Origin of the sequence: Saccharomonospora sp. CUA-673, from assembly GCF_001942305.1 — a bacterium.
In the GTDB taxonomy this organism is placed as follows: Bacteria; Actinomycetota; Actinomycetes; order Mycobacteriales; family Pseudonocardiaceae; genus Prauserella.
Map to the genome: position 1 here is coordinate 98,234 of NZ_MKKE01000066.1, position 23,192 is coordinate 121,425.

Annotated in this window: 31 protein-coding genes and 5 pseudogenes; 26 read left to right on the plus strand and 10 right to left on the minus strand. The window is 68.0% G+C overall.

All coding sequences use genetic code 11. From position 1 onward, the window contains the following. Positions 1-199: 199 nt before the first annotated feature. Together BJF85_RS22790 and BJF85_RS22795 are read left to right on the plus strand one after the other, a co-directional pair. A complete protein-coding gene (locus tag BJF85_RS22790) occupies positions 200-421 on the plus strand; it encodes a hypothetical protein (RefSeq protein ID WP_075850050.1) in 222 nt (73 codons plus the stop codon). Continuing rightward, entirely contained in the window at positions 418-1,089 is a 672-nt protein-coding gene (locus BJF85_RS22795; protein ID WP_139320802.1) for a DUF2637 domain-containing protein, read from the plus strand. Before BJF85_RS22790 ends, BJF85_RS22795 begins: the two co-directional genes overlap by 4 nt. Before the next feature lie 58 nt (positions 1,090-1,147). On the opposite strand, the gene BJF85_RS28220 is transcribed toward BJF85_RS22795, so the two are convergent. From BJF85_RS28220 to BJF85_RS29220, 4 genes are all read right to left on the minus strand, one after another. Beyond that, positions 1,148-1,288: a hypothetical protein gene (locus BJF85_RS28220; RefSeq protein WP_158057097.1), complete on the minus strand. Its 141-nt coding sequence runs from the start codon at positions 1,286-1,288 to the stop codon at positions 1,148-1,150. 294 nt (positions 1,289-1,582) lie between these two features. Further along, positions 1,583-2,572, minus strand: a complete 990-nt coding sequence (locus BJF85_RS22800) for an o-succinylbenzoate synthase (protein ID WP_075850051.1) — start codon at positions 2,570-2,572, stop codon at positions 1,583-1,585. Beyond that, on the minus strand, positions 2,572-3,819 hold the full coding sequence (locus BJF85_RS22805) for a hypothetical protein (protein WP_139320803.1): 1,248 nt from the start codon (positions 3,817-3,819) through the stop codon (positions 2,572-2,574). Before BJF85_RS22805 ends, BJF85_RS22800 begins: the two co-directional genes overlap by 1 nt. A 47-nt stretch (positions 3,820-3,866) precedes the next feature. Then, positions 3,867-4,016, minus strand: a complete 150-nt coding sequence (locus tag BJF85_RS29220) for a hypothetical protein (RefSeq protein ID WP_222844639.1) — start codon at positions 4,014-4,016, stop codon at positions 3,867-3,869. Positions 4,017-4,238: 222 nt separating this feature from the next. Between BJF85_RS29220 and BJF85_RS22810 the strand changes: the two genes are divergently transcribed. From BJF85_RS22810 to BJF85_RS30700, 12 genes and pseudogenes are all read left to right on the plus strand, one after another. Next, complete coding sequence (locus BJF85_RS22810) at positions 4,239-4,727, plus strand: hypothetical protein (RefSeq protein ID WP_075850053.1); 489 nt, start codon at positions 4,239-4,241, stop codon at positions 4,725-4,727. A 264-nt stretch (positions 4,728-4,991) separates the two neighbouring features. Then, a complete protein-coding gene (locus tag BJF85_RS22815) occupies positions 4,992-6,647 on the plus strand; it encodes a radical SAM protein (protein ID WP_255375863.1) in 1,656 nt (551 codons plus the stop codon). A 93-nt stretch (positions 6,648-6,740) separates the two neighbouring features. Beyond that, positions 6,741-7,127, plus strand: coding sequence for a hypothetical protein (locus tag BJF85_RS22825; protein WP_255375864.1), 387 nt, complete (start codon positions 6,741-6,743; stop codon positions 7,125-7,127). Between the two features lie 402 nt (positions 7,128-7,529). Further along, a pseudogene (locus BJF85_RS29225) lies at positions 7,530-7,658 on the plus strand (MerR family DNA-binding transcriptional regulator); the annotation flags it as partial. 17 nt (positions 7,659-7,675) lie between these two features. After that, positions 7,676-7,951, plus strand: a complete 276-nt coding sequence (locus BJF85_RS28225; protein ID WP_255375884.1) for a MerR family DNA-binding protein — start codon at positions 7,676-7,678, stop codon at positions 7,949-7,951. 49 nt (positions 7,952-8,000) lie between these two features. Beyond that, positions 8,001-8,267 (plus strand): thioredoxin family protein, encoded by a 267-nt coding sequence (locus BJF85_RS22835; protein ID WP_075850054.1) that lies wholly within the window; start codon positions 8,001-8,003, stop codon positions 8,265-8,267. Positions 8,268-8,493: 226 nt separating this feature from the next. After that, the gene (locus BJF85_RS22840; RefSeq protein ID WP_075850055.1) at positions 8,494-8,724 is read left to right on the plus strand and encodes a hypothetical protein; all 231 of its coding nucleotides are present in this window, start codon (positions 8,494-8,496) and stop codon (positions 8,722-8,724) included. 332 nt (positions 8,725-9,056) lie between these two features. Further along, the gene (locus BJF85_RS22845) at positions 9,057-10,181 is read left to right on the plus strand and encodes a replication-relaxation family protein (protein ID WP_255375865.1); all 1,125 of its coding nucleotides are present in this window, start codon (positions 9,057-9,059) and stop codon (positions 10,179-10,181) included. A 425-nt stretch (positions 10,182-10,606) separates the two neighbouring features. Further along, complete coding sequence (locus tag BJF85_RS27700; RefSeq protein ID WP_139320805.1) at positions 10,607-10,942, plus strand: hypothetical protein; 336 nt, start codon at positions 10,607-10,609, stop codon at positions 10,940-10,942. Continuing rightward, complete coding sequence (locus tag BJF85_RS30690) at positions 10,939-11,352, plus strand: hypothetical protein (RefSeq protein ID WP_255375866.1); 414 nt, start codon at positions 10,939-10,941, stop codon at positions 11,350-11,352. Before BJF85_RS27700 ends, BJF85_RS30690 begins: the two co-directional genes overlap by 4 nt. Then, positions 11,349-11,987, plus strand: a complete 639-nt coding sequence (locus tag BJF85_RS30695) for a recombinase family protein (RefSeq protein WP_255375867.1) — start codon at positions 11,349-11,351, stop codon at positions 11,985-11,987. Before BJF85_RS30690 ends, BJF85_RS30695 begins: the two co-directional genes overlap by 4 nt. A gap of 11 nt (positions 11,988-11,998) precedes the next feature. Beyond that, complete coding sequence (locus BJF85_RS30700; protein ID WP_255375868.1) at positions 11,999-12,958, plus strand: zinc ribbon domain-containing protein; 960 nt, start codon at positions 11,999-12,001, stop codon at positions 12,956-12,958. 264 nt (positions 12,959-13,222) lie between these two features. Here the strand turns inward: BJF85_RS30700 and BJF85_RS22855 are convergent. Then, positions 13,223-13,435 (minus strand): annotated as a pseudogene (locus BJF85_RS22855) (IS3 family transposase); the annotation flags it as partial. 166 nt (positions 13,436-13,601) lie between these two features. Between BJF85_RS22855 and BJF85_RS30705 the strand changes: the two are divergent. The 7 genes and pseudogenes from BJF85_RS30705 (at position 13,602) to BJF85_RS22885 (ending at position 17,112) form a co-directional block, all read left to right on the plus strand. Further along, positions 13,602-13,925, plus strand: a complete 324-nt coding sequence (locus BJF85_RS30705) for a hypothetical protein (protein ID WP_255375869.1) — start codon at positions 13,602-13,604, stop codon at positions 13,923-13,925. Next, positions 13,909-14,109: pseudogene (locus BJF85_RS31705) on the plus strand (DNA cytosine methyltransferase); the annotation flags it as partial. The gene BJF85_RS30705 and the pseudogene BJF85_RS31705, both read left to right, overlap by 17 nt. A 203-nt stretch (positions 14,110-14,312) precedes the next feature. Beyond that, on the plus strand, positions 14,313-14,870 hold the full coding sequence (locus BJF85_RS29235) for a DNA cytosine methyltransferase (RefSeq protein WP_222844640.1): 558 nt from the start codon (positions 14,313-14,315) through the stop codon (positions 14,868-14,870). Between the two features lie 46 nt (positions 14,871-14,916). Beyond that, positions 14,917-15,372, plus strand: coding sequence for an NUDIX hydrolase (locus BJF85_RS22870; RefSeq protein ID WP_075850057.1), 456 nt, complete (start codon positions 14,917-14,919; stop codon positions 15,370-15,372). Positions 15,373-15,668: 296 nt separating this feature from the next. After that, positions 15,669-15,995, plus strand: a complete 327-nt coding sequence (locus BJF85_RS22875; RefSeq protein ID WP_075850058.1) for a DUF1524 domain-containing protein — start codon at positions 15,669-15,671, stop codon at positions 15,993-15,995. A 205-nt stretch (positions 15,996-16,200) separates the two neighbouring features. After that, on the plus strand, positions 16,201-16,776 hold the full coding sequence (locus BJF85_RS22880) for a hypothetical protein (protein WP_139320807.1): 576 nt from the start codon (positions 16,201-16,203) through the stop codon (positions 16,774-16,776). A gap of 39 nt (positions 16,777-16,815) precedes the next feature. Next, positions 16,816-17,112 carry a hypothetical protein gene (locus BJF85_RS22885; protein ID WP_075850060.1) on the plus strand — a complete coding sequence of 99 codons (297 nt, stop codon included), beginning with the start codon at positions 16,816-16,818 and terminating at the stop codon, positions 17,110-17,112. Between the two features lie 105 nt (positions 17,113-17,217). On the opposite strand, the gene BJF85_RS22890 is transcribed toward BJF85_RS22885, so the two are convergent. The 5 genes and pseudogenes from BJF85_RS22890 to BJF85_RS22910 all read right to left on the minus strand — a co-directional run bounded on the left by BJF85_RS22890 (position 17,218) and on the right by BJF85_RS22910 (position 19,291). Next, positions 17,218-17,427: a hypothetical protein gene (locus tag BJF85_RS22890; RefSeq protein WP_075850061.1), complete on the minus strand. Its 210-nt coding sequence runs from the start codon at positions 17,425-17,427 to the stop codon at positions 17,218-17,220. Beyond that, the gene (locus BJF85_RS22895) at positions 17,424-17,723 is read right to left on the minus strand and encodes a HigA family addiction module antitoxin (RefSeq protein ID WP_083666641.1); all 300 of its coding nucleotides are present in this window, start codon (positions 17,721-17,723) and stop codon (positions 17,424-17,426) included. Before BJF85_RS22895 ends, BJF85_RS22890 begins: the two co-directional genes overlap by 4 nt. A 10-nt stretch (positions 17,724-17,733) precedes the next feature. Continuing rightward, positions 17,734-18,012, minus strand: a complete 279-nt coding sequence (locus BJF85_RS22900; protein WP_075850062.1) for a type II toxin-antitoxin system RelE/ParE family toxin — start codon at positions 18,010-18,012, stop codon at positions 17,734-17,736. Positions 18,013-18,344: 332 nt separating this feature from the next. Further along, positions 18,345-18,935 (minus strand): annotated as a pseudogene (locus BJF85_RS22905) (cadmium resistance transporter); the annotation flags it as partial. Beyond that, positions 18,932-19,291, minus strand: a complete 360-nt coding sequence (locus BJF85_RS22910; RefSeq protein WP_006590980.1) for a helix-turn-helix transcriptional regulator — start codon at positions 19,289-19,291, stop codon at positions 18,932-18,934. The gene BJF85_RS22910 and the pseudogene BJF85_RS22905, both read right to left, overlap by 4 nt. A 213-nt stretch (positions 19,292-19,504) precedes the next feature. Here BJF85_RS22910 and BJF85_RS22915 point away from each other — a divergent pair, with 213 nt between their 5' ends. From BJF85_RS22915 to BJF85_RS30715, 5 genes and pseudogenes are all read left to right on the plus strand, one after another. After that, the gene (locus tag BJF85_RS22915; protein WP_075850063.1) at positions 19,505-20,092 is read left to right on the plus strand and encodes a recombinase family protein; all 588 of its coding nucleotides are present in this window, start codon (positions 19,505-19,507) and stop codon (positions 20,090-20,092) included. 179 nt (positions 20,093-20,271) lie between these two features. After that, positions 20,272-20,670: a helix-turn-helix transcriptional regulator gene (locus BJF85_RS22920; protein WP_075850064.1), complete on the plus strand. Its 399-nt coding sequence runs from the start codon at positions 20,272-20,274 to the stop codon at positions 20,668-20,670. Continuing rightward, positions 20,667-22,630, plus strand: a pseudogene (locus BJF85_RS22925) (heavy metal translocating P-type ATPase). The gene BJF85_RS22920 and the pseudogene BJF85_RS22925 overlap by 4 nt, the downstream one beginning before the upstream one ends. Before the next feature lie 61 nt (positions 22,631-22,691). Continuing rightward, the gene (locus BJF85_RS30710) at positions 22,692-22,919 is read left to right on the plus strand and encodes a signal peptidase II (RefSeq protein WP_255375871.1); all 228 of its coding nucleotides are present in this window, start codon (positions 22,692-22,694) and stop codon (positions 22,917-22,919) included. Positions 22,920-22,921: 2 nt separating this feature from the next. Then, entirely contained in the window at positions 22,922-23,137 is a 216-nt protein-coding gene (locus BJF85_RS30715; protein ID WP_255375872.1) for a signal peptidase II, read from the plus strand. The last annotated feature ends 55 nt before the right edge of the window (positions 23,138-23,192 follow it).

Sequence of the window (23,192 nt, forward strand, 5' to 3'; positions counted from 1 at the left end):
AAAAGCTGCACCCGGCGGTCGACAGAAGTGTGGCTCCTCGCCGGCGTTTCCGCTGGTGAGGAGCCACATTCGTGCTGGTCGTGTTGTGCGCCCCCGGCGAGGCTCGTACAGCATCTACAACAAGCCGCTCGCGTCGTGAGCTGCGGGTTTCCGCCACCGTCGGGATTGCTCGGCGCCGCCGTCAGGGCGGTGATGCCGGATGAATCCCGAGAAGATCATCACGGGGTTGACCTCTGCGCAGGCCGACGGGCTGGCGTGCGTGGTCTGCGGACGTGACTACCTCCGCGCTTCTGGGGCCGTGTCGCTTCTGGTGGGTCGGTCGCTGACTGGCTCGCAGGTGTTCGCCTGCGAAGGCCGTTGCGGCGAGGTGGCCGGAGCCGACCTGACGAAGGGGCGCCGCGTGGGTGGTGATCGCCGATGAGCACCACGCCAAACGCAGCACGGCCGGGGCGTGATCGTGCGCTATGGCTGCAATGCTCACTGGTCGGGATGGTGGCTGTCGGTGCGGCCTACGCCTCTTTCCGGCATGGACGCGAGTTCGCGTTGCGGTTCGGTGCGGATGAGACCAGCGCGACGATCTGGCCGCTTCTGGTGGACGGGTTGCTGACGGTGGCGACGGTCGAGTTGTGGAAGACCGGGCACGGTCGCCGCGACAGCGGCCGGTGGTCGGCTTGGGTGTCGTTCTTGTTCGGGGTCAGCCTGTCTCTGCTTGCCAATGTGATGGCCGCTCCCGAGCTGAGCGTGCCCGCCGTCGCGGTGGCCGCGTGCCCGCCGCTGGCGCTGCTGCTGTCGGTCGAACTATTGAACCGGGCGCTCAAGCGGCACCGCGCCGAGACCGCGAGCGAGACCAGAAACGAGACTGCCGAGACCGGCGAGACGGGCGCCGGGATCACGCCGCCCGTCAGACTCTCGCTGGTCTCGGGCGAGTCCCGCTCGCCGGAGCAACCGACGGCGGAGCAGCGGATGTGGGCGTACTACCAGACGGAGCGTGCCAAAGGCCGAGCGCCAACCGGTGCAGAATTGGATCGGGTCGCCGGAACTAGCAATTACGGGCGCGCATCCTGCGGCGATGGAAGGAAGCAAGGCTGATAACCGATACCCCGGCGAGAGCCAGCGGTGCAGTCCGATCAGTTGCATTCTCCGCTGATCAGGCTTTGCGCCAGTCAATCTGACGGCCGCGCACGAGCTGGAGCTTCTGCTTGTCGATGTTCCAGGTTGCAGCCGCAGGCTGACCGGCGAGATGTTGACGAACGGCGGCTTCTACGCGGTGCTGTTCGTCCGTGCTCAAGTCCAAGTCGTGAAAGTCGTGGCGCCACTCGCACGGAGCGCAGACGATCAGACGCTTTCGCAGGTGTGTGCGCCGCAGACTCGCCACTGCGATGGAGTCCCCACCAGAGTCACACATGTGGCAGAAGTAGGACCACGGTGGGATGGTGATCCACCGTGGTCCGCCGCCAGGGACACGGGCTTGACCAAAGACAAGATCGAGTAGGGCACTGACCGGCCGCTTACGCAGCGGCATCGACGCTCCTATCGGTGGCTAGTCCGAGGTGGTTTCGCGGCTCAGTCAAGCTAGTTCGCATCAGGGGACGCGGTCGAGTTCGGCGCGAACGCGGGCGAGCCGGTCACGCCACCACGCGGCCTGTTCGGAGTCGGTGAGTTCGTACGTGTCGAGCAGGGTGGGGTCTGGGGTGGGTGGTGTGCGCGGCACGGGCAGGTAGCCGTCCACTGCCCGCAGGGATTCGGGTCCGGACACGATGTCGCTGTTGAGCAGCGAGAGTGTGCCGAGGCCGCAGGCGAAGTTCAGTTCGGGCAGTGCGGCGGCGAGAGCGACCTGTGCCGCGAGGCCGACGCTGGTTTCCAGCGCGGAGGAGACCACGCAGGGCAGCCCGGCGGCTTCTGCGACTTCCAGGGAGCGGCGCACGCCGCCGAGGGGGGTGCACTTGATCACGGCAACGTCGGCCGCGCCAGCGACGGCGACCCGTAGTGGGTCGTCGGCGCGGCGGATGGACTCGTCGGCGGCGATGCGCACCTCGACTTGGCGCCGGACGGCGGCGAGTTCTTCGATCGTGCGGCAGGGCTGCTCGACGTACTCCAATCCGCTGGCGGCCTTGTCGAGCTGGCGGATGTGGGACACGGCGGTGTCGATGTCCCAGACCCCGTTGGCATCCACCCGGATCGCCCCGTCCGAGCCGAAAGCATCCCGGACGGCCTCGACGCGCGCGAGGTCTTCGGTCAGCGACTCGGGATGGTCGGCGACTTTGACCTTGGCGGTCCGGCAGCCGGAGTTGGCGGCGATCTCGTGGGCGCGCTCCGGGCCGACGGCGGGCACGGTGCAGTTGATCGGGATGTGGTCCCGTACGGGTTCGGGCCAGCCGAAGGTGCACTGTTCGATCGTGGTGGCCAGCCACGAGGCGGACACGGTGTCGTCGTAGTCGGCGAACGGACAGAATTCGCCCCATCCGGCGGGTCCTTCGATCAGCATTCCCTCGCGCACGGTGATGCCCCGGAACCGGGCTCGCATGGGGATCGCGTAGATGCGGGCGCCGTCGAAGTCGATCTCGTTGGTCATCAGGTGGCGGTGTCCTCGTCTCGGCGGTTGCTGGTGCGGGTGAGGTCGGTGATCCGTTCGTCCAGCTCGCGCACGTCCGGTGAGCTGCTGCGTAGCGGCCGGACCTGTCGTTGCAGCGTGCGGAGCCGGTCCAGGGCGCGCGTGGAGCTGACTTGACCTGCCGTGCGTACGGCGTCGCGCCCCAGCGAGGCGGCCTGTTCCAGGTCGCGGCTGACCAGGTGAGCGGTGGCAAGGTCGGTTTGCACGAAACACCGGCTGCGCACCCGCCACGGCTCGTAGCTGTCCAACGCCTGCTTAATCAGGCGCGTGCCCTCTTCGGGCTCGCCCGCGTCGCGCAGGCACCGCCCGAGATCGGCAGAGAGTTCGGCTTCGGTGTAGAAGCCCAGCCATGCGGGCTCTTCGTCGGGGCGTGCCCGTTCGTAGTGCCGCTCGGCTTCGAGCACGGCAGCACGGGTGCCGTTGGCGTCACCAGCAAGGGCGTGTCCCCGTGCCTCGACCGCGTGCAGCAGGGACGACAACACCGGCGTGGCCTTACCGTTGGCGACGTTCTGACCCGCGCGGGCGAGCGCGATGGCTTGCCGAGCGTGGCCGAGCCGATCATGCTCGGTCACCGCGCCGTGTCCCAATTGGACGGTCAGACGGCTCATGTGGGACAGCACATTGCCCGCATACAGTCGATCGCCCGCGCTCATGGCGAGGTTGAGCGTCTGGATGTAGTAGCGCTGGGCCAGCGAGTGCCGCCCGACATCGGCGGCCATCGACGCGGCCAGCCACGAGGCTTGCGCCACCGCCCCCAGCAGGGCTTTGCCTGTCTTTTCCGAGTAGGTGCCGTGCATGACGGTGTTGGCTTCACGGTGCAGCATCTGCACCACTTGTTCGCGGACGCGGCCGGACCCGTAGCGGTGATCCAGTCGGCGAAGGTGGGCGATGTGCTCGGTGATGATCTCGACATCGGCCATGCCGATGCGCTTGCCCGCCACGCGGGCGGTGCTCTCTGCTGGAGGCACCGTGAGCGCGTACAACGCTGGTTCAGAGAAGGCCGCCGCCGTGAAAGCGGAGCCCAGCAGGAACTTGCGCCGGTTCATATCCCGTCCCGACAGCTCGACGACCGTGCGGACCGTGCCGTCCAGTGTCCCTGAACAGTTCAGCCCATCGTGTCGATCGTCGGCGGCCGGAGTGCGATCGGCAAACCCGCATTCGGTGACGCTGATCTCACGGTGCACGTGTCGGGAGAGCACCTTGGCCACCAGCCTCGGCACAGGCCAGCGTGGTTGTGACCCGTCCAGCATCCGGGTCACGGAGGTCGTGTTCGTCCCGAGATGCACGCCTTCCTCGCGCCTGCGGCAACCACGGCGCGTGCCAGCGCGGCATTGCTCATCCCCGCTTCATCCAGCAGCGCACGCAGGGCGCAGTTACTGCCGTCTGCGCCGCTCTCGCTGCTCATTCGGTCACATCCTGGGTACTGGTCTGATCGCTCTTGGTAATTGATCCTGGCGTACCGGGCGCTGCGCTGTGAAGCCGGACGCGCGAAGTGGGACCCAAGTGCGACCCCTGGGGGCTGACCGGTCGTAGTCGCACTGGTCCAAGACTGCCGCCGGGCTGGCGTGGGCGTTTCGCTTGTGGTGACCGACCGACCACGGATGGTTGCCCAGGAGGCGAGACGGAGATGTCCACGCTGACGACCACACCGCACGGCGGTGACGACCCGCACCAACATCCCGCACCCACCGGACTGGCCGCTACGGCGGAGGTCTACGAGCGTTGGGGCTGGCTGGTCCTGCGTGCTGGTGACCGGCTGCTGTTGGCCGCAGACGCAACCGTCAGCGCGGTAGAGATGCCCGCCAGCATCGCGGCGGAGGTTCAGCACTACCTCTCGGTGCGGTTGCTCGCCGGACCGGTGATCGCCCTACCCGGTACGCCGTGCCGCTGGCTGCTGCTGACCGAGTCTGCCGACGAGGCCGCGCCGGTCAGCCTGGTCCGGCTCCGCGCCCGAGGCGGCCTCATCCACCGGTGCGGCACGTTGGTGCCGCTGCCACCGAGCCGGTTGGAATCCGGCGCCGTGTCCTGGCGAGTCCCGCCCTCACTGGATGGGCCGACGCTCCCGCCGTTCACCGCTGTAGTGGCCGCCGCCCGCGCGGTGTCCGAGACGGCCTGACTGTCCTGATCATCCGCGTCTGCACTGCTGTGCTCGCGCCAGGCAGCAACCAACCAACCCCGTGACCTCACTCGACCATCTGGCCGCTCCAGCGGCGCAGGCGAGCCCCTTCCCGCGATCACTGGCCGCCTGCGCTGCCGGAGCACCCCAAGCGCGGCCAGACCGCAGCCCGTCCCCCCGAGCGGCCTCGGTCTCCGCCGCACCCGGCGCCCGGCGCAACGACGCGCCGGCGCCGGTCCCGACGTAGGAAGGGGCACAACCCTGATGAACTCCACCGGCATCCCCGTGCACGTCGACAAAGACACCACCCTACGGGTGAAGATCGTTGACGCCTGCGGGCTGACCTGCACGTTTTGCCACAACGAAGGCACGCCCGTCGCGGTGGACAACCGCAAGCAGCCGCTCGGCGAGTTCACCACGGCCGGAGCCAGCGGGCGTGTGTCGATCTACGCAGCCACCAACGGCGCGGGTTTTCTTCCCGCTGTGGTGCCCGCCGATGAGGAGTTCGGTCACGTGCTCGCCGCGCTCCGCGACGCACTGGGCTTCACCGAAGTCCACCTCACCGGCGGGGAACCCACCTTGCACCCCTCCGTGGCGAAGCTGACCAGCCTCGCCACGCACGCGGGCTACCGAGTGGGGATGACCTCCAACGGCGAGCACGGCGAACGGGTGTTACCCGACTGCGCTGCCGCAGGGCTGGATCGGGTCAACTTCTCGATCTTCGGCACCACGCCCGCCGAACTCGCCGAGGTCCAGCACGCCCGCTACGCCAACCCCAAGCTCGCTGAACGCAAGATCGCCGCGCTCAAGCGCTCGATCGCCACGTGCGAAGAGCACGGGGTCAAGGCCAGCGCCAACATTGTCGTGCTCGACCACAGCCACGCCCCGCGCGTGCACCGACTACTGGACGAGTACTCCCCGCACCTGTCGGTGCGCCTGCTCAACTCGCTCGACCACGGTTCCGCCTCGATCGAGGCCATCGAACGCATCCTCAACGAGCGGGGCGCGGTCGCCGAGGCGCACTACATCACCGCTGGCGTCTCCGCGCCCGCACCGCCTACCGGCTGCCGGACGGACGGCGGGTGTTCTTCAAGCAAATCCGCCGTGTCCGCCTACCCGAGACCTGCGCCGGGTGCCGGTTCAACAACGACACCGACTGCCAGGAAGGCTTCTACGCGTCCGGCTCTACTACGACCGCACCGGCCGCTACCACGTCGGCGTCTGCATCCAGCGCATGGACTTGTGCGTGCCCTTGGACGAGTTCCTGACCAGCTCACTGCGCAGCGAGATCCTGGAACTGCGCGAGTCCGAGTACGGCCGGCTCGCCGCCAGGCGAGCCGGATAACCTGCCGTAACGATCACTGTACGAGACGACAAGGAGTGTCCGCGGTGCCCATCGAGCACGAAGCCAAGATCCTCGACATCGCCCCCGAAGCCACCGAGAAGCTGATCCTCGACAAGGGCGGTCAGAAGCTCCGCGAGAAGTTCATGCGCCGCTACGTCTACGACATCACGCCCGGCGACGAGTCGAAGTGGATCAGGCTCCGCGACACCGACGGCGAGACCACGCTGACTGTCAAGGAGATCACCAGCGACGCCATCGACGGCACCCACGAAGTCGAAGTCGGCGTCGATGACTTCGCCGCCACCAACGCCTTGCTCGGGATGCTGGGCTTCACCCCGAAGTCCTACCAAGAAACCAAGCGCACCAGCTTCATCCTCGACGGCGCGCAGGTCGAGATCGACACTTGGCCGCAGATCCCGCCCTACCTGGAGATCGAAGCAGGCTCCAAGGACGAAGTTGTGCGCGTCGCCGCCCTGCTCGGCTACACCGAAGCCGACCTCACCGGCGAAAACACCATCAAGATTTACGCCCACTACGGCATCGACCTCAACAAGATCACCGAACTGAAGTTCTGACCACCACCATTCGTCACGTGCGCCCTCGCGCCCGCGAACCCCCGACTGGTCGCGGGCGCGTGGTCCCCGCGCGCCCGCGAGGAGCCGTCAGCCGTGAACGCGAAGATGCCCGAGGACACTGCCGACGAACTGGGGCGACGTCTACACGCCGCAGGGTTCCGCCCGTTGCCCGATGTTGATCACGACGGCGAGCTGCTCGGCACGTGCTTGTGGCGGTTGCGCGCCGGATACGTGGAATACCTCGCCCTGCGTCCCAATGGATTCGCTCACGCCGTGCGCGCCCATGCCAGGTTCACCTACCGATGGCCCGCCGACCACGGCCCGGTCGTGGAACACCGCTCTGGCTACGCGATCAACGCCCTGGACTGGCTGCTGACCACCAGCAACACCCCCGCGAGCGTTCGCAGCCGCCCCTACGTCGCTGCACCCAAGCCCAACCAGCCGGTTTGGCCACCGGACGGCCCGGACCGCTGGTACTAGGGGCAAGCCGAACGACGTACGACCAACCCGTTCTGGCACGGCTGGAACGCCTGACCGATCGGAGGGCGCAGCCCCAAGCGCTCCAGACTCGCTGTGCCACCTGGCAAGTCGGTGGTCAACTCCGTGGGCAACTGGGTGGTCAACTTATGGGTTGCCCACCCGGTTGCTGCCAGCGGTGGAACAACGTCCCTGGTCACGGCGTTGTGGTGGCCTGACGCTCGTGCTCCAACTTCTTGGGATGCCGAGAACGGTGCGCGCAGCGCGATGTCTGGAGTTCCATGACGGCGCGGGCGCATCCGGCTCACTTCTAGCCGTATCCGCTGGCTAGACCTTCCACTCGGGTGGAAGGTGGAGGCTGTAGTTGAACGTGGAGAGCAGGGTGTGACCAGGGCGGGGGCTGTGGTGCGGATCGGAGAACTGGCACGGCGGGTCGGGGTGAACCCCAAGACCGTGCGCTACTACGAGAACATCGGGTTGCTGGCCTCGGCCGAGCGGACCAGTGCTGGTTATCGGGTCTACGGCGAGGGCGACGCCGACCGGGTGGCTTCATCAAAGCTGCCCAGCGGTTGGGTATGCGCTTGGATGAGATCGCCGAGGTGCTGGCTCTGCGTGATGCGGACACACGTCCCTGCGGCTATGTCCGGCGCGTCCTGCACGAGCACGTGGTCAGCATCGACGACCGCATCGCCGAACTGAGGCGCTTGCGCACACAGCTCGTGGATCTCGACACGCGCGCCGAGGAGCTGGCCGCCGATCCTGATGTGGGGGCCGCTTCGTGCCCGCTGATCGACCACGTGCGGCGCCACGGCGAAGCCCGGGCTTGACCTTCCACCCGGCTGGAATCCCTAGCGTGCGCGGTGGAGGTGATGAAGGATGGCACAGCGCCACATCGAGGTATTCACGACCGGCTGCCCAGGCTGCGAGCCCGCAGTGAATCTGGTGCACGAGATGGCCGGTCCCAACTGTCAGGTGGTCGTACGCGACCTGCGCAGCAACGGTGACGCCACCGCCAAGGCCGCCGAGTACGGGATCACCCGTGTCCCCGCTGTCGTGGTCGACGGCCGCGTGGCTGAGTGCTGCACCGGCGCTCACGGCCCGACCCGAGAGGGCCTGTCCGCAGCAGGCGTCGGCCGCTGCTGATGCCGAGTGGTGGTCCTGCCCGGACGCGGGCGGGACCACCACGTCCCCGACGCACGTGCACCTCGTCGGCCACTCACTGCGGCCACTGGTCGGCCACTTATGGGTGGCCGACCAGTGGCCGTGTTCTTGGTCGTCTTGTCGCAGGTCAGCGGTCTGCCAGGCGAGCCGTGTCCTTGCCCTCACTTCCTGGGAGTAGATGCCCGTGGGTTGCGGGACTGGGGCTGGTGTGCCGCTGGCGGGCGGTGCGACGCTGGTCGGCGTGGGCACGGGGCATGACGAGGTGCAGCAGCGCTGCATGTGGTGTGGGCGGCGGCTCGATGAGCGTGCGGTGCTGTGCGGGTTCACGACGGACCCGGTCGCGGGACGGGAGATCGTGGTGACGGCCTGCTGCCGCGAGCACCTGACCGTGTTGCAGGGCGGCTCAGAGCCCGACAGCGATTCGCGTCTGCCGCAGTAGCCGGGGTCCTGGCACACTGAAGGGGCACGCGGGTTGATCGTCTCCGCCGCGTGTCGGCGGCATGCCGGTGCCTCCACCACCACTCGGGATGTGTTTTCGGTCACATTTTTCATGATCACGGCCGAAATCGGGGGTGTTTTTCGGACTTCAGGGGCGATTACAGGTCCGAACGACACGAGGTGGTGAGCATGGCTGATCACAGGCACAAGGACGAACAAGCCCGCGCGGCTGGCGTGGCGGGTGGCCCTGCGGATGGGGCTGCGGGTGCGGTGCGTCCCAGGGCCGTAGGGGCATCCGCAGGGGGCGCCGGTTCCGCTGTCGCAGGTCAGGGCGTGGACAAGGCGCGTGGCGCGGGTGCCCGACTGATTGGTCACAATCAGTCTCTTTTCACGCATGGCGTGGGGCGGCGCAGCCGCAGCCAGAGGAAGGCAGCCGGAGAACCGGACGGGGCGCTGTGGGCGCAGCTCACGCCTCGGGATCGCGTCGTGCTCGAACTCGTGGGAGAACATCATGTTCTGACCACCGAGCAGCTTCGCGCGTTGCTGTTCCCGTCGATCTCGCGCGCTCAGCATCGGCTGCTGGCGTTGACTGAGGCTGGCGTGTTGTGGCGCACGCAGCCGTATCGCGCCGAGGGCGGCTCGAAGCCGTTTCACTACCTGCTTGGCTATCGCGGTGCCGAACTGCTCGCCGCGCAGCATGGCAGCGCGCCGCCGCGTCCGGCCAAGCACGCCGACCGGCTGCGGCGCATCCTCGAATCGCCGCGTTTGGCGCATTTGTTGGGGGTGAATCAGTTCTTCGCCGAGTTGGGCGAGTACTCCCGCCGCACAGGGTTGGGCACGTTCCTGGACGACGAACGGGGATTCGATCGCGAAGGGCTGCACACGTGGCGCTGCGAGCAGTGGATCACGAACTTCTACGAACGCACGATCACTCCGGACGGCTACGGCTGCTGGCACGAACGTGGCGGCTGGTTGGGATTCTTCCTAGAGCACGACACCGGCACCGAACCCATCTACAAGGTGGCGGACAAGATCGACCGCTACACCAGCAGCGAGCGGTCCGGAGACCCGTGGGATGTGGCGCGCCGGTTGGCGGGCATGGTGCTGATCTGGACCAGCAGCACCCGCCGCGAAAACCTCCTCCGGAGGTCCCTCCGGGCGAAGGGGTCGCCGGTGCCGGTGGCCACTGCCTCGCGTGAACATGGGCACCCGGACGGCCCGGCGGGCGAAGTGTGGTCCGTGGTCACCACCGAGCCGGAGTTGGCGCGCCGTGTCCGGCTCGGCGCGTTGCCCGCCGTGATCGGCGGTACCACCGACAACGGCACCCCGACTGTGCTCGCCAACCTCACCCGCCCGACCCCGGCCGCCACGGCGGCGGATAGCCCGCCGAGCAGCCGGGAGGGCGCGAGTGCCGACGAACTGATCCTCGACGACGAACCCGAACCCCGCAGCGCCTGACCGCGCTGCCCCGAAATCTGGACCGTTCCGCGTCGACCGTCCCCTGACGGTCTCGCCGCCGCGAGACCGTCACCGAGACCCATGCGGGACAACGAGACCGCCGAGACACCTCGTCTCGACCTCGGTCTCGCTGGTCTCGGCCGGGGACAGCTCGCGGTCCAGTCGGTCGGTGAACGTTGGCCCCGACGGGTGCCCGAGTGCAGTCGGGGAGTCGAAGCCTCACCGAGCGCCCAAAAGCGTCCCACACCACCAGCCCACGCCAGCGCGCGTCATGGCGCGTGCCCGCCCCCCATCAAGCCCGACCGGGTACGGGTGCGGGTGATCCGGAGCTGGTGCGTGTCCGCTGCGTCGACGGTTGCCCATGCTGCCGACCAGCGCCCGCGACCTCCCGCCACAAGCGGCTCGCGGGCACCAGGAGGTGCGCCATGTACCCCCACCAGAACACCCCGAACGAGCCCGACCACAACCCGACCGGCAGCGGTGACGACCACGACCGCGTGGTGATCCCGCTGCCCCGAAAAGCACCGGAAGACGATGTAGAAAACCTGCCGAAAATCGCCCCTGACCAGGACGTTTGGTGGTATGATCAGAAGCAGAAACGCGGTGGTGACCGCCGATTCTCCGGGCATATCAACCGGGTTGGCGGCACTGAGGGTGAGCGGCTGCGTGGTGAGCTGGCCGCCGTGATCCGCGATCTCTTGCACTGGGCCGCCGAACAGCAATCCCGCGATGAGTCTACTGAGGACGGTGAAGCCGCATGACGACCTCGGAGGAACCCGTGGTGAATCCCCCCGCTCCGGCGCTGACCCGACGGGCCGCGCCGGAGTCGGGACCGTCCGGGTTGTCGGACTATGCGGTCTCACCGTTGGGAATGCCCACCGCGTTGCTGCGCGACGAGGTACGGGTAGCGTTCCTCGGTCGTACGTCCACAGAGGACCAGCAAGACCCGCGTCAGTCATTGCAGCGGCAGTTGGGCAACTGCAAGACCGCCATTCCCGAGTCCTGGGTGATCGTGGCGCACTTCTACGACGTGGAATCCGGCCGCATGGACCTCGACCAGCGTGGCCACGGGGAGAACTACGAGCGGTTCGACATCCCCATCGCCCGCGACGGCGGTATCGCCGACCTGCTGGACGAAGCAACGCACCCCGCCGCCGGTTCGACGTGGTGATCTGCGAATCCATTTCCCGCGTCGCCCGCCGCGCCTACGAAGGGCTCTCGGTCGAGCGCGAGCTAGAGAAGGCTGAGACGCCGTTGTTCGCCTCGAACGAGCCGATCACGGTGTCCGGGAGTCGGGCGCAGCGGGTGTTGCAGCGGCGGATCAACCAGTCCGTGGCCGAGTACGAAGTCCTCAACACCCTCGAACAATCGTGGGGCGGGTTGTGCACCCACGTTCGGGAGGGCTACAACATCGGCAAACCCGCCTATGGGTACCGGGCCAAGACCTACCGGCACCCCAATCCGACCAAGGCCGCACGCGGGCACACCAAGAGCCGCCTGGAGCCCGACGGGGAACGGGCGGAGACGGTCGCGCAGATCGCGAAGTGGCGTTACCACGAGGGATTGGGCTACGACACCATCGCCGAGCGGCTCAACGCCGATCCGGTCAAGTACCCACCGCCCGAGCCGCCCGGGAGGACGCGGGCGCGGGGTGCGTGGGGTAAGACCAGCGTCTACGAGATCCTGAAAAACCCCAAATACACCGGGTATCAGGTGTTCAACCGGCGCGCTCCCGCTCGCGGCACGGCAAGGTCAACGACCCGGTCAAATGGGTGTGGTCGCCCGAGCCGACCCACGAACCGCTGATCCCCAAGTGGATGTTCGACGAGATGACCGCCCAGCGGCAAGCCAAGCGGGGTTCGCGGGCGGGCGGCGACAAGAACGCCCACCCGGCTACACGGCGGAGCTATCTGCTGCGCGGCATGGTGCTGTGTGCCTGCGGGCGGCGGATGTTCGGCAACCAGCGACGCAACAGCGCCTACTACATGTGCTGGCCGAGGAACAACAACCGAGGTCGCCCGGACACGTACGCAGGCCATCCCAAGACCGTCTACCTCCGCGAAGACGCGATCTTGGATGCCGTGTCGCGGTTCTTCGCTGACCGGGTGTTCGGCCAGCAGCGGCGCGGGCTGCTGGCCGCCGAGCTGGACAGCGTCGATGACCGCGAAGCCCAGCAGCGGCACGCCGAGCGGGAACGGCTGCAACGGGTGCTCGCCGACATCGCCCGGCGGCAGGACTCGATCCTGCGGCAAGCCGCCGATGGCGACCCCGACGACCCGTTCACCAAGGGCCTGCGCGGCAGCTACAACGATCTCGAAGCCCAGAAGAACGCCACGCTGGCCGCTGTCGCCGAGCTGGACGCCGCCGACGAGGCCGAGCCCGCCAAGCCCAGCGCCGACGACACCGCGCTACTCGATCACCTGCCGTACCTGGCGCTGAACCTCGCCCATGCCCCCGAAGCGCTGTTGCGGCGGCTGTTCGAGACCACCCAACTCACGGTGGCGCTCAACGGCGACACCGACGAGGTGACCATCACGATCAAGCTGCCCGCCGACGACCTACCCCACATCGCCCAAGCGGCAGAAAGGATCACCGAAACCATGCCATCTACACACAACACGCCTGCTCAGCCAGCAGGCGCCGGGAGTGTAGATGCAGTACGTGCCCCCGGCAGGATTCGAACCTGCGACACCCGCTTTAGGAGGGAACTCATCCGGCGTGCCTGGGGTGCCTACCTGCGGCTTTGTTGTCGCTGTGTTCGCACCACGCTCCGCTAAAGCCGCTGTTGCGGCCAGTTCGCACCATGACTCGCACCACGCGTGCAGCTGTTTCGGTATAGGCCACGCGGGCGTGGTCCGCGATCGTGGAGTGGCAGTAGATGTAGCGGCCCGCTGGGCGCGGTCCATACTGCAGGCGACCCGTTTGTCCTGGTCGCTGTCTCCTCCGTGGGCGCGCAAGTCACAATGGGGATGTCGCGGGCCTTGTCACATCTATAGCGCCCCGAGTCCGAGGGGGCTGCTGAAGGAAACTGTGACAGTGGTTTAGGCCGCCGGGGTGGCGGTGTGGCTCATGATGGTTTCGTATTCGATGGGGGTCAAGCGGCCGAGGCGGGCTTGTCTGCGGCGTCGGTGGTAGGTGCGTTCGATCCAGGTCACGATCGCGATGCGGAGCTCTTCGCGTGTGGCCCATGTGCGGCGGTTGAGCACATTGCGTTGCAGGAGGCTGAAGAAGCTCTCCATGGCGGCGTTGTCACCGGCAAGGGACTCGACGACGCATGAGTAGTTCTGCTGTTCGGTTCGCCGTGCTGGCCGCGGTGCGCCACGCCGCACACCACGCCGGCGACTATTGGGTTCAGACCGATCATCAGCCGTCGCCAAGGGCGAGGCCGGCCGCGATGGGCAGCTGGCCTGCGCGGCGCACGTGGCCGGCTACACCGCCACCAATCTGGTCGCCATCGCCGCGGCGAACCGCGCGTTCGGCCTCGGCCTCACTGCCCGGGGCATTGCGTTGGGCGAGCTGGTGTCGGCCGTGACGCACTATGCCGCCGACCGGCGCGAGCACGGCCTTCTTCCCCGTGCTGCCCGCCGTCTCGGCAAAGGCGGGTTCCTCGACAGGGGAGGCGCCCCGTTGCTTGACCAGGCCTGGCACCACGTCGCGAACGCGATCTCCGCCGGCATCACGGCCACTGCCTCCCCGGAACCCACTCTGCGAGGAGTTGAGCAGCCCTGTGTTCACCGCAACTGATCTGTTCTGTGGCGCGGGCGGCTCGTCCGAGGGGTTGCGGCGGGCCGGGTGGCAGGTGGCCATCGCCGCGAACCACTGGGACACCGCCGTGGCCACGCACCAGGCCAACCACCCCGACACCGAGCACCGATCCGAGGGGCTGGCCGAGGTGGACTGGCGCACGTTCCCGTCCACGACGCTGCTGTGGGCCTCGCCCTCGTGCGTGTGGCACGCCCGCTCCGGCGGCCGCAAAGCCGCCAGCGCCGCGTCCGAGTGGCGCCGCGACACCCCGGGGGCGATCGACCGTGCCTCCGCGTTCGCCGTCATCGAGGCGGCCGAGGTGCACCGCTATCCGGCGATTGTCGTGGAGAACGTCCCGGAGTTTCAGGACTGGACGCTGTATCCCTGGTGGCTCGCCGGACTGCGCCACCTCGCTACCGCACCGAAACCCGGGTGCTCGATGCCGCCGACTTCGGCCACGCCCAACACCGCCGCCGGTGGTTCCTCGTCGCCACCCGCGACGCCCGCGTGGACCTCACACCGCCGGCGCCGACGTTCGTGCCCGCCACCGACGTGCTCGACGAGCACCTCGGAAAACGGGTCACACGGCGGCTCTACGTCGCCGACCAGATCGAGGCGATCACCGACCCGGATGTGCCCCACCTGGTCACCTACCGCCGCCACGCCCGCCCGCGGCGGGCCGACCAGCACCGGCTGGCCACCATCACCGCCGGCGGCAACCACCACGCCGTCGCCACCGTGACCAGTGATGGCACCGCCTGGCACCGCATGCTCACCAACCGCGAATGCGCCCGCGCCCAGGGTTTCGACGACGAGCACGTGTTCGTCGGGAAAGCCGCCGAGGTCAAACGCCAGATCGGCAACGCCGTGCCCACCAACATTGCCGCCTGGCTCGGAACCCGCGTCGCCGACGCCCTCACCACCACCACGCACTGGGCCGCATGACCGCGGCCACCAAAACCCCGCAACCACGTCTCTCCGAGGAGGTTCGATGTCTCGTCACCACATTGCCGACACCGCCGACTGCCTGTTGTTCGGCTACAGCAACGGGTGGCACATCCTGCTGGTGCGCCGCCGCTGGGAACCGTATGCCGGCCGGTGGGCCATCCCCGGCGGTTACATCGAAAAGGGCGAGAGCTCCGAGCTCGCCGCACGCCGCGAGCTCAACGAGGAAACCAACATCGCCTGCAACACCCTGTGCTTCGTGGGCCACTACGACGCCCCCGGGCGTGACCCGCGCGGCAACGTCGCCAGCGATGCCTGGTGGGGCATCGTGCCCGCACTCGGCGGCATCGGCGGCTGCCCCACGCCGGAACCGGCCGACGACGCCGCCGACGCCCGATGGTGGCACATCGACCGACTCCCGCCGACGGCGTTCGACCACGGGGCGATCATTGCCGACGCTGTTGCGCAGCTGCGCGGCCGACACCACCAGGAGATGCGATGAACAAGAAGCTCGTCACCGCCCTCACCACGCTCGTCGTGGCCGCCGGCGCTACGTCTACACCGGGGCCGATCTCCCGTTCGCACAGTCCGACACACCCGCCTCCGAAGCCGCGCCCGCGGCGGGCGGGGCGGACTTGTCCGAACTGACTGTCGCCCCGGAAGACACCGGCGCCACTACGACCGCGAGGACTGGCCCCACTGGTCCAGCGTGGGCGAGGGGTGCGATGCCCGCGATGCCGCGCTGAAAGCCCACGGCCGGAACGTCACCGTCGGCGACGACTGCGCCGTGTCCGGGGAATGGACCAGCATCTACGACGGCGAAACCGTCACCGACGCCTCCGAACTGGACGTCGACCACTGGGTACCGCTGGCCGAGGTCGCCCGCTCCGCGCCCGCGACTGGACCGAAAACGAGCGCGAGGCCTACGCCAACGACCCCGACGTCCTCGTCCCCGTCACGGCCAGCTCCAACCGGTCCAAGGGCGATCAGGACCCGGCCACGTGGCTGCCCGAACAGGACCGCTGCGGCTACGTCACCACCTGGATCCAGATCAAGCAGCGCTACGAACTCACCGTCGACCAGGCCGAGCACGAGGCCCTCGCCAGCGTCCTCAAACGCTGCTGACCCGCCAAGAGGCACCGACAACAGTGGTCTGCCCCGGACAGGCAGACCACCGCGATTCGACACGGTGACGTTTCACCAGGCCCGTCCGGGCCTTCTCGGGGGCTGCGCCGCAACCGACCGGCGCAGCCCCCGACGCGTCTCCGCACAACCCCACATACCCGACGAGGAAGGAAACCTGATGGACGTGACCCTGGGTGCCGCGCGGTTGGCCGACGGCGAGGTCGCGGACGCGGTCGTTCGGGTCGACTGGACTGAACATCAGCGCCGTCTCGCCTGCGGTCTGACGGCCGTCACCGACCTGCATGCCCTCGATCGACTACTCACCTTCCCGTTGCATGAACTCGTCTCGTGGCCGGACCTGACACCGGACGACGCCAGGGTGCTGAAGGCTCTGCCCGAAGGGGCCGTCGAGTTCACTGAGACCGGAGTTCGGCGGGTCTTCGCGCCCGCCGCCGACGTCGATGTCGTCATCGCCCGCGCATCCCGGTGGCAGACCGGGCTGCGCAAAGCCGCCGCGTTCGCCCCGTTCGCCCGCCGCGTGCTGCTGTTGCCCAGGGCCCCCCGAGCGCTCCACAGCAGGTTGTGGGAGGCGGACATGCTCGGCGTCGGCGTCCGAATCGGCACACTCACCGAGTTCGACGAAGTGCTGCCACCGGCACCCTGGAAACGCCGATTCGTGAAAGCAGCCGGCTGGCGATTCCGTGAACGAGCCTATGCAGCCTGGCGTTCCGCCCAGCCAACGCAATGCGAGAGACCAGCCCTTGTCAGCCCCCGGCCGTAGGCTTCGTGCTGCGGCCAGCACACGCAGGGAAGGGGACGAATGAGCACGGTGTGGGTCAAGACAGAGCGGACAGCGATCCGTGCGGACGAGATCATCTCGATCTCAGAACACCAGGACAGTCTTTCTGTGACCACGACGGAGCAGATGGGTGCTTTCGCCCATGGAGAGGGCGATCTTCGGCACCGACGACACCGCGTGTGCAAGGTCGCTGACCTCGATATCGACGACGCGGTCACCTACCTCGCCACTCGGATCGGGCACGCAGCAGCAACCGGCCACGGAGCGATCATCGAGTACCACGACGGAGACCTCCGGACCATCAACGTCTCCCGGTGACCTCACTCTGACCGCGCAGTTGATCGGTGGCGCGCGCGTGCACGTCAAAGGGCCCTTCCTCGGCAGCACGCCGAGGAAGGGCCCTTTTTTGCGTTCTTGGCCAGGCTATTCGTGGCCATCTCGGCGTCGGATCTCGAAGACGATGTCGTCGACGTCCGCTCCAGCCTCAACCGCGGCGAGCGCTTCCTGCATCGCCGGATGTACCTGGTCCCGCATGATCCTGAAGATCTGATCTGGAGTCAGCCCCCTGTCCGAGAGCATCGCTCCGATCCTGGCGTTCTCGGCGGCGATGGCCGCCTCCGATTCGGCGGTCATGCCGAGATCGGGTGGATGGCCTCGAGCTTGTCGCCGAGCTCATCACGGGCGGTCTCGCGGTCGTAGAGCTCCTGCAACCCGGTCCAGAACCCCTCGGACATGTTGAAGAATCGCGACAGGCGCAGTCCGGTGTCGGCGGTGATGCTGCGAGTTCCGGCGATGATCTGCGACAGGCGTGTCTGATCGACTCCGATCTCCTTCGCGAGCCGGTACGGGGTGATGCCCATCGGGTCGAGGAACTCCTCCTTGAGGATCTCGCCGGGGTGCACCGGCGGCATGGTTGGCGTGCTGGTCATGTCTCCCTCGCTAGTGGTAGTCGACGATCTCGACGTGCTCGGGGCCGCTGTCGGTCCAGGTGAAGCAGATGCGCCACTGGTCGTTGATGCGAATGCTGTGTTGTCCGGCGCGGTCGCCGCGTAGTTGTTCGAGTCGGTTGCCAGGCGGGACGCGAAGGTCGTCGAGCTGGCCTGCCTTGTCGAGCATCGCGAGCTTGGACCAGGCACGGCGTCGCACGTCGGGTGGCAGTCGGGTGTCGCGACGCCGCCAGATCTTCTCGGTGCTCTTGTTCCCGAACGATCGGATCATGACGCCCTACTGGTGAACTTCACAAGTACTAACGTACTCCACTACTAGTGAGACTCGCAAGCATCGCCATGGCGCCGCGGGAGGGGCCGTTCTGCGTGGTGAACTGACCTCGGGACTGTTCATCAAACGGTCACGATGTGAACGTCGAGCCAGGGCTGTCCTGTCGTCGCGTGTGGCTTCGTTCGCTTGGTGGCGGGGTTTTTGCAGCGCTCCGTGGCGGTCTTGTTGCCGCGATCACGCAGGACTGGCTGCAGGTAGGTGTCGCGGTCTGAACCGAGAGGGGTGCGCCCGGTCGGGGCCGTTTGGATCGCTGCCGCTACGTCAGAGTCCGAAGCTCCGCCGCTGACGAGGATCACGATGCCGAGGCCGATGAGAACGATGGGGAAGAGGATGTGCTCCCAGCGTTCGAGCACTTCGGCGATCGGGGGGCGGGTGGCGACGAACTTTGCCAGGGCCACCAGGACCGCGACGAGCGCGAGGAAGACGATGCAGTAGGCGACTACTGCGAGAGGTTCCACGCTGAGGAAGACAGGGGTGTAGACGCCGATGTTGTCGCCGCCGTTGGCAAGGGTGACGCCTGCGACTGTCCACACGCCGACCTTCTTGCCGGCAACCTTGGCCTCGTCGTCATCGTCGTCATCGTCTCCGCGCCAGGCCTGCCATGCGGCCCAGAGGCCGAGGCCCAGAGGGATGAGACCGAAGTACGGGATGGCTGCCGAGGGCAGGAATGCTCCGGCGCCGATGGTCACCAGGACCGCGGCACCGAGGATGCCGGCGAATCCGAGGTACTGGCCGGCCAGAATGCGGGCGGTAGTGCCGCGCTGGCCTGCCCCTCGCGCGAAGAAGAGGGAGAGCACGATGATGTCGTCGATGTTGGTCGCTGCGAACAGGCCCATCGCCTGCAAGACCGAGGTGAGGATCATGCGCCCTCCCCAGCTGCGTCGCATCCGGGAAGCGAGCAGGCGGGATCGATGCACGGGGCGTCTTCGTCCACTGCCAGGGTGGCATCGACCAGTGCCGTCAGCGCCTGCGCCAGGTGCGAATCGGCGATCTCATATCGTGTCCGACGACCCTCGGGCTCGGAGACGACGATCCCGCAATCGCGCAGGCATGCCAGGTGGTTGGACACGTTCGGGCGTGTCAGGTCCAGATCTCGGGCCAGTTCCGCCGGGTAGGCGGGATGGTCGAGCAGGGTCAAGATGATCCGGGATCGAGTGGGGTCGGCCAGTGCACGACCCAGGCGGTTCATCACGTCGAGACGCGAAGCAATAGTCAGCATGGACTGAACTATACAGCGCGCACTGAACACTCGGTCACAGGCGTCAGCCCAGATCGCATGCCCGTAAGGGGAACCCCCACTGAGACAGCACCGCCCGGCCGATACTGACGCGAGACGAAGCCACGAGCTGGCGTTCCGCTGACCAGGGTTGTCTCAGATACCTGGTACGGTGAAACTCTCACTGAGGGGTGGCTAACCGTTACACTGCCGATCATGTCCGGCACCCTGGTTGGCTACGCCCGCTGCTCCACCGACGAGCAAGACCTCACCGCCCAACGCCAGCGCCTGGCCGAACTCGGCGTGGACGCCGACCGGATCTATCTCGACCACGGACTCACCGGCACCAAGAGAACGCGGCCCGGGCTCGATCAGGCCCTGGCCGCCGTCCGAACTGGCGACACCCTCGTGGTGCCCAAGCTCGATCGGCTGGCCCGGTCGGTGCCGGACGCCCGCGCCATCGGCGACGACCTCGCCGAGCGCGGCGTCGCGCTGTCGTTGGGCGGACAGGTCTACGACCCGGCCGACCCCATGGGCAAGATGTTCTTCAACATCCTGGCCACCTTCGCCGAATTCGAAGTCGACCTCCTACGCATGCGCACCCGCGAAGGCATGGCCGTGGCGAAGGCGAAGGGAAAGCTGCGCGGCAAGCAACCCAAGCTCTCGCCGAAGCAGCAGACCGAACTGAGGCGCATGCATGACAGTGGCGACTACACGATCACCGACCTCACCGAGCTGTTCTCCGTCTCCCGGCCGACCGTCTACCGCACACTCCAGCGCGGCCAGTCGTCCCAGGCGGAGTGAAGCCATGCCCGATCAGCAGCCCAGACCTCATATCCGCCCGATTTTCGGCGAGTACTACGGCTACCCCTAGTAGCGCTGCAGCCACCGCCGCGGCGGGGAGTTGATCAGCGCGGTCTCGACCCGGTTCATCAACATCGCAACACCTCGATTGCATCGCACGGAACTGCTATCATCGGGATATGACGATGAATAGCACGGAGAGGTGCCTGGCGTCGAACCCGCCGGGCGCGAACCTGGATCCGGCGGTGGCGTTGTTCCACAGCCTGTCCGATGCCGCGCGGGTGGCGATCGTGCAGCGTCTGGCCTCCGGTGAGGCCCGCGTCGCGGACTTGGTCGCCGAACTGGGACTGGCGCAGTCGACGGTGTCAGCCCACGTGGCGTGCCTGCGTGACTGCGGGCTGGTCGTGGGCCGCCCGCAAGGGCGGCAGGTGTTCTACAGCCTGACCCGCCCGGAGTTGCTGGACCTACTGGCCTCTGCCGAGACGCTGCTGGCCGCGACCGGCAACGCGGTTTCGTTGTGCCCGAACTACGGCACCGACACCACCGGCGAGCCCCAGAACGAGGAGATCGTGCGATGAGCGATGCTTGCGGCTGCGGCAGCGACGAGCCCCGCACCGGCGAGGAAGCCGAAGAACACGAGCCGGAACGGCTCTGGCAAGTCACCGAACTGCGCGCCGCGGCCGTCGCCGGGGTGCTGCTGATCGCCGGATACGCGACGGAGTGGGCAGGCGCGGCGCCGATGCTGGCGCTGATCCTCAAGTCCTTGGCTCTGGTCGCCGGTGCCTACACGTTCGTGCCCTCCACACTGAAGCGGCTGGCCAAGGGCAAGATCGGTGTCGGCACGCTGATGACGATCGCGGCCATCGGCGCGGTCATCCTGGGTGAGGTCGGCGAGGCCGCGATGCTGGCCTTCCTGTACTCCATCAGCGAGGGCCTGGAGGAATACTCCCTCGCGCGGACCCGCCGGGGCCTGCGCGCGTTGTTGTCGCTGGTGCCCGATGAGGCCACCGTGCTGCGCGACGGCAGCGAGGTCGTGGTGGCCCCGTCCGAGCTCCGCGTCGGAGACCGGATGGTGGTCAAGCCCGGCGAACGCATCGCCACCGACGGCGTCATCCGCACCGGCCGCACCGCGCTGGACACCTCCGCGATCACCGGCGAGTCCGTGCCCGTCGAGGCCGGTCCCGGCAGCGAGGTGTTCGCTGGGTCGATCAACGGCACCGGGGTGCTCGAAATCGAGGTCACCACGACTGCCGAGGACAACTCTCTGGCGCGGATCGTGCGGATCGTGGAGGCCGAGCAGTCCCGCAAGGGCGCCAGCCAGCGCCTGGCCGACCGCATCGCCAAACCCCTGGTGCCCGGCGTCATGATCGCCGGCGCCCTCATCGCCGGCATCGGCAGCCTGCTCGGCGACCCGGCGACGTGGATCGAACGCGCCTGGTGGTGCTCGTGGCCGCCTCGCCCTGCGCGCTGGCGATCTCCATCCCCGTGACGGTGGTCGCTGCCATCGGCGCGGCCAGCAAGATTGGCGTGCTGGTCAAGGGCGGTGCCGCGCTGGAAGGACTGGGACGTGTGCGGGGGGTGGCGCTGGACAAGACCGGCACGCTGACCCGCAACCAGCCGAGCGTGGTCGACGTCGCCACCACCGACGGGATTTCGCGGGAGCGGGTGCTGGGACTGGCCGCGGCGCTGGAAGCCCGCAGCGAACACCCCCTCGCACGAGCGATCCTCGCCGCCGTCGACGGCGACATCGCCTCGGCGACCGACGTCGAGGCCGTCACCGGCGCCGGGCTGACCGGGCAGGTCGACGGACGCACCGCGCGGCTCGGGCGCCCGGGCTGGCTGGACTCCAGCCCGTTGGCTGGCGACGTCGAGCGGATGCAGCACAGCGGGGCCACCGCGGTGCTCGTCGAGGACGACGGACAGGTGATCGGCGCCATCGCCGTGCGCGACGAACTCCGCCCCGAAGCGCGCGAGGTGATCACCCGGCTGCACTCGGGTGGCTATCACGTCGCCATGCTCACCGGCGACAACCAGGCCACCGCCGCCGCACTGGCCGCCGAGGCGGGCATCGACTCGGTGCATGCCGAACTGCGGCCGGAGGACAAGGCCCGCATCGTCGGCGAGCTGGGCCACCAGCGATCGATGGCGATGGTCGGTGACGGTGTCAACGACGCCCCGGCCCTGGCCACCGCCGACCTGGGCATCGCCATGGGCGCGATGGGCACCGACGTGGCCATCGAAACCGCTGATGTCGCGCTCATGGGCGAGGACCTGCGGCACCTGCCGCACACCCTCGACCACGCCCGACGCGCCCGGCGGATCATGCTGCAAAACGTCGGACTGTCCCTGGCGATCATCACGGTGCTGATGCCCCTGGCCCTGTTCGGCATCCTCGGGCTGGCGGCGGTGGTGCTGGTGCACGAGGTGGCCGAGGTCGTGGTCATCGCCAACGGCGTCCGGGCCGGCCGCGCCAAGCCGCTGCCCGGCGGGAAGCCCGCGGCAGTGCGGCCTACTACGACAGTGGGAGCCTCGGCGTGACCCGCACCGAAACCCCGGTGGTGAGGGTCGGCCCGCGCCGGCCACCCTGGCCACCGGGGCCGTGCTGCTGGCTGGCGGGGACCTGGGGATCAAAACGTGGGCCGCCCAAGCGTTGACCGACGGCCACTCGATCGATATCGGACTGCTGCAGCTGCGGCTGGCCTACAACCCCGGCGTGGCCTTCAGCCTCGGCGCGACCCTGCCCGCCTGGATCGTGTTCACCGCCACTGCACTGATCACCGCAGCCTCGCGGTCTACGCCTGGCGGGCGGCCCGCACCGGGAGCCTGATCATGCGGCTCGGTCTGGCCGCGGTGCCGGCCGGAGCCGTCGCCAACCTCATCGACCGCGGCGTCGACGGCGCGGTCACCGACTACCTGCACACCGGCTGGTTTCCCACCTTCAACCTCGCCGATGTATTCATCACCGGTGGTGGGGCGTTGCTGGTCCTTGCCTCGCTGCGCACCACGTCCCCATCGCCAGACAGGAGTGAATCCGGTGCGTCGTGATCCGCGCAGCGCTCCGCACCCCCTTCCAGAGCCTTCTCGGGCAGACAAACACACC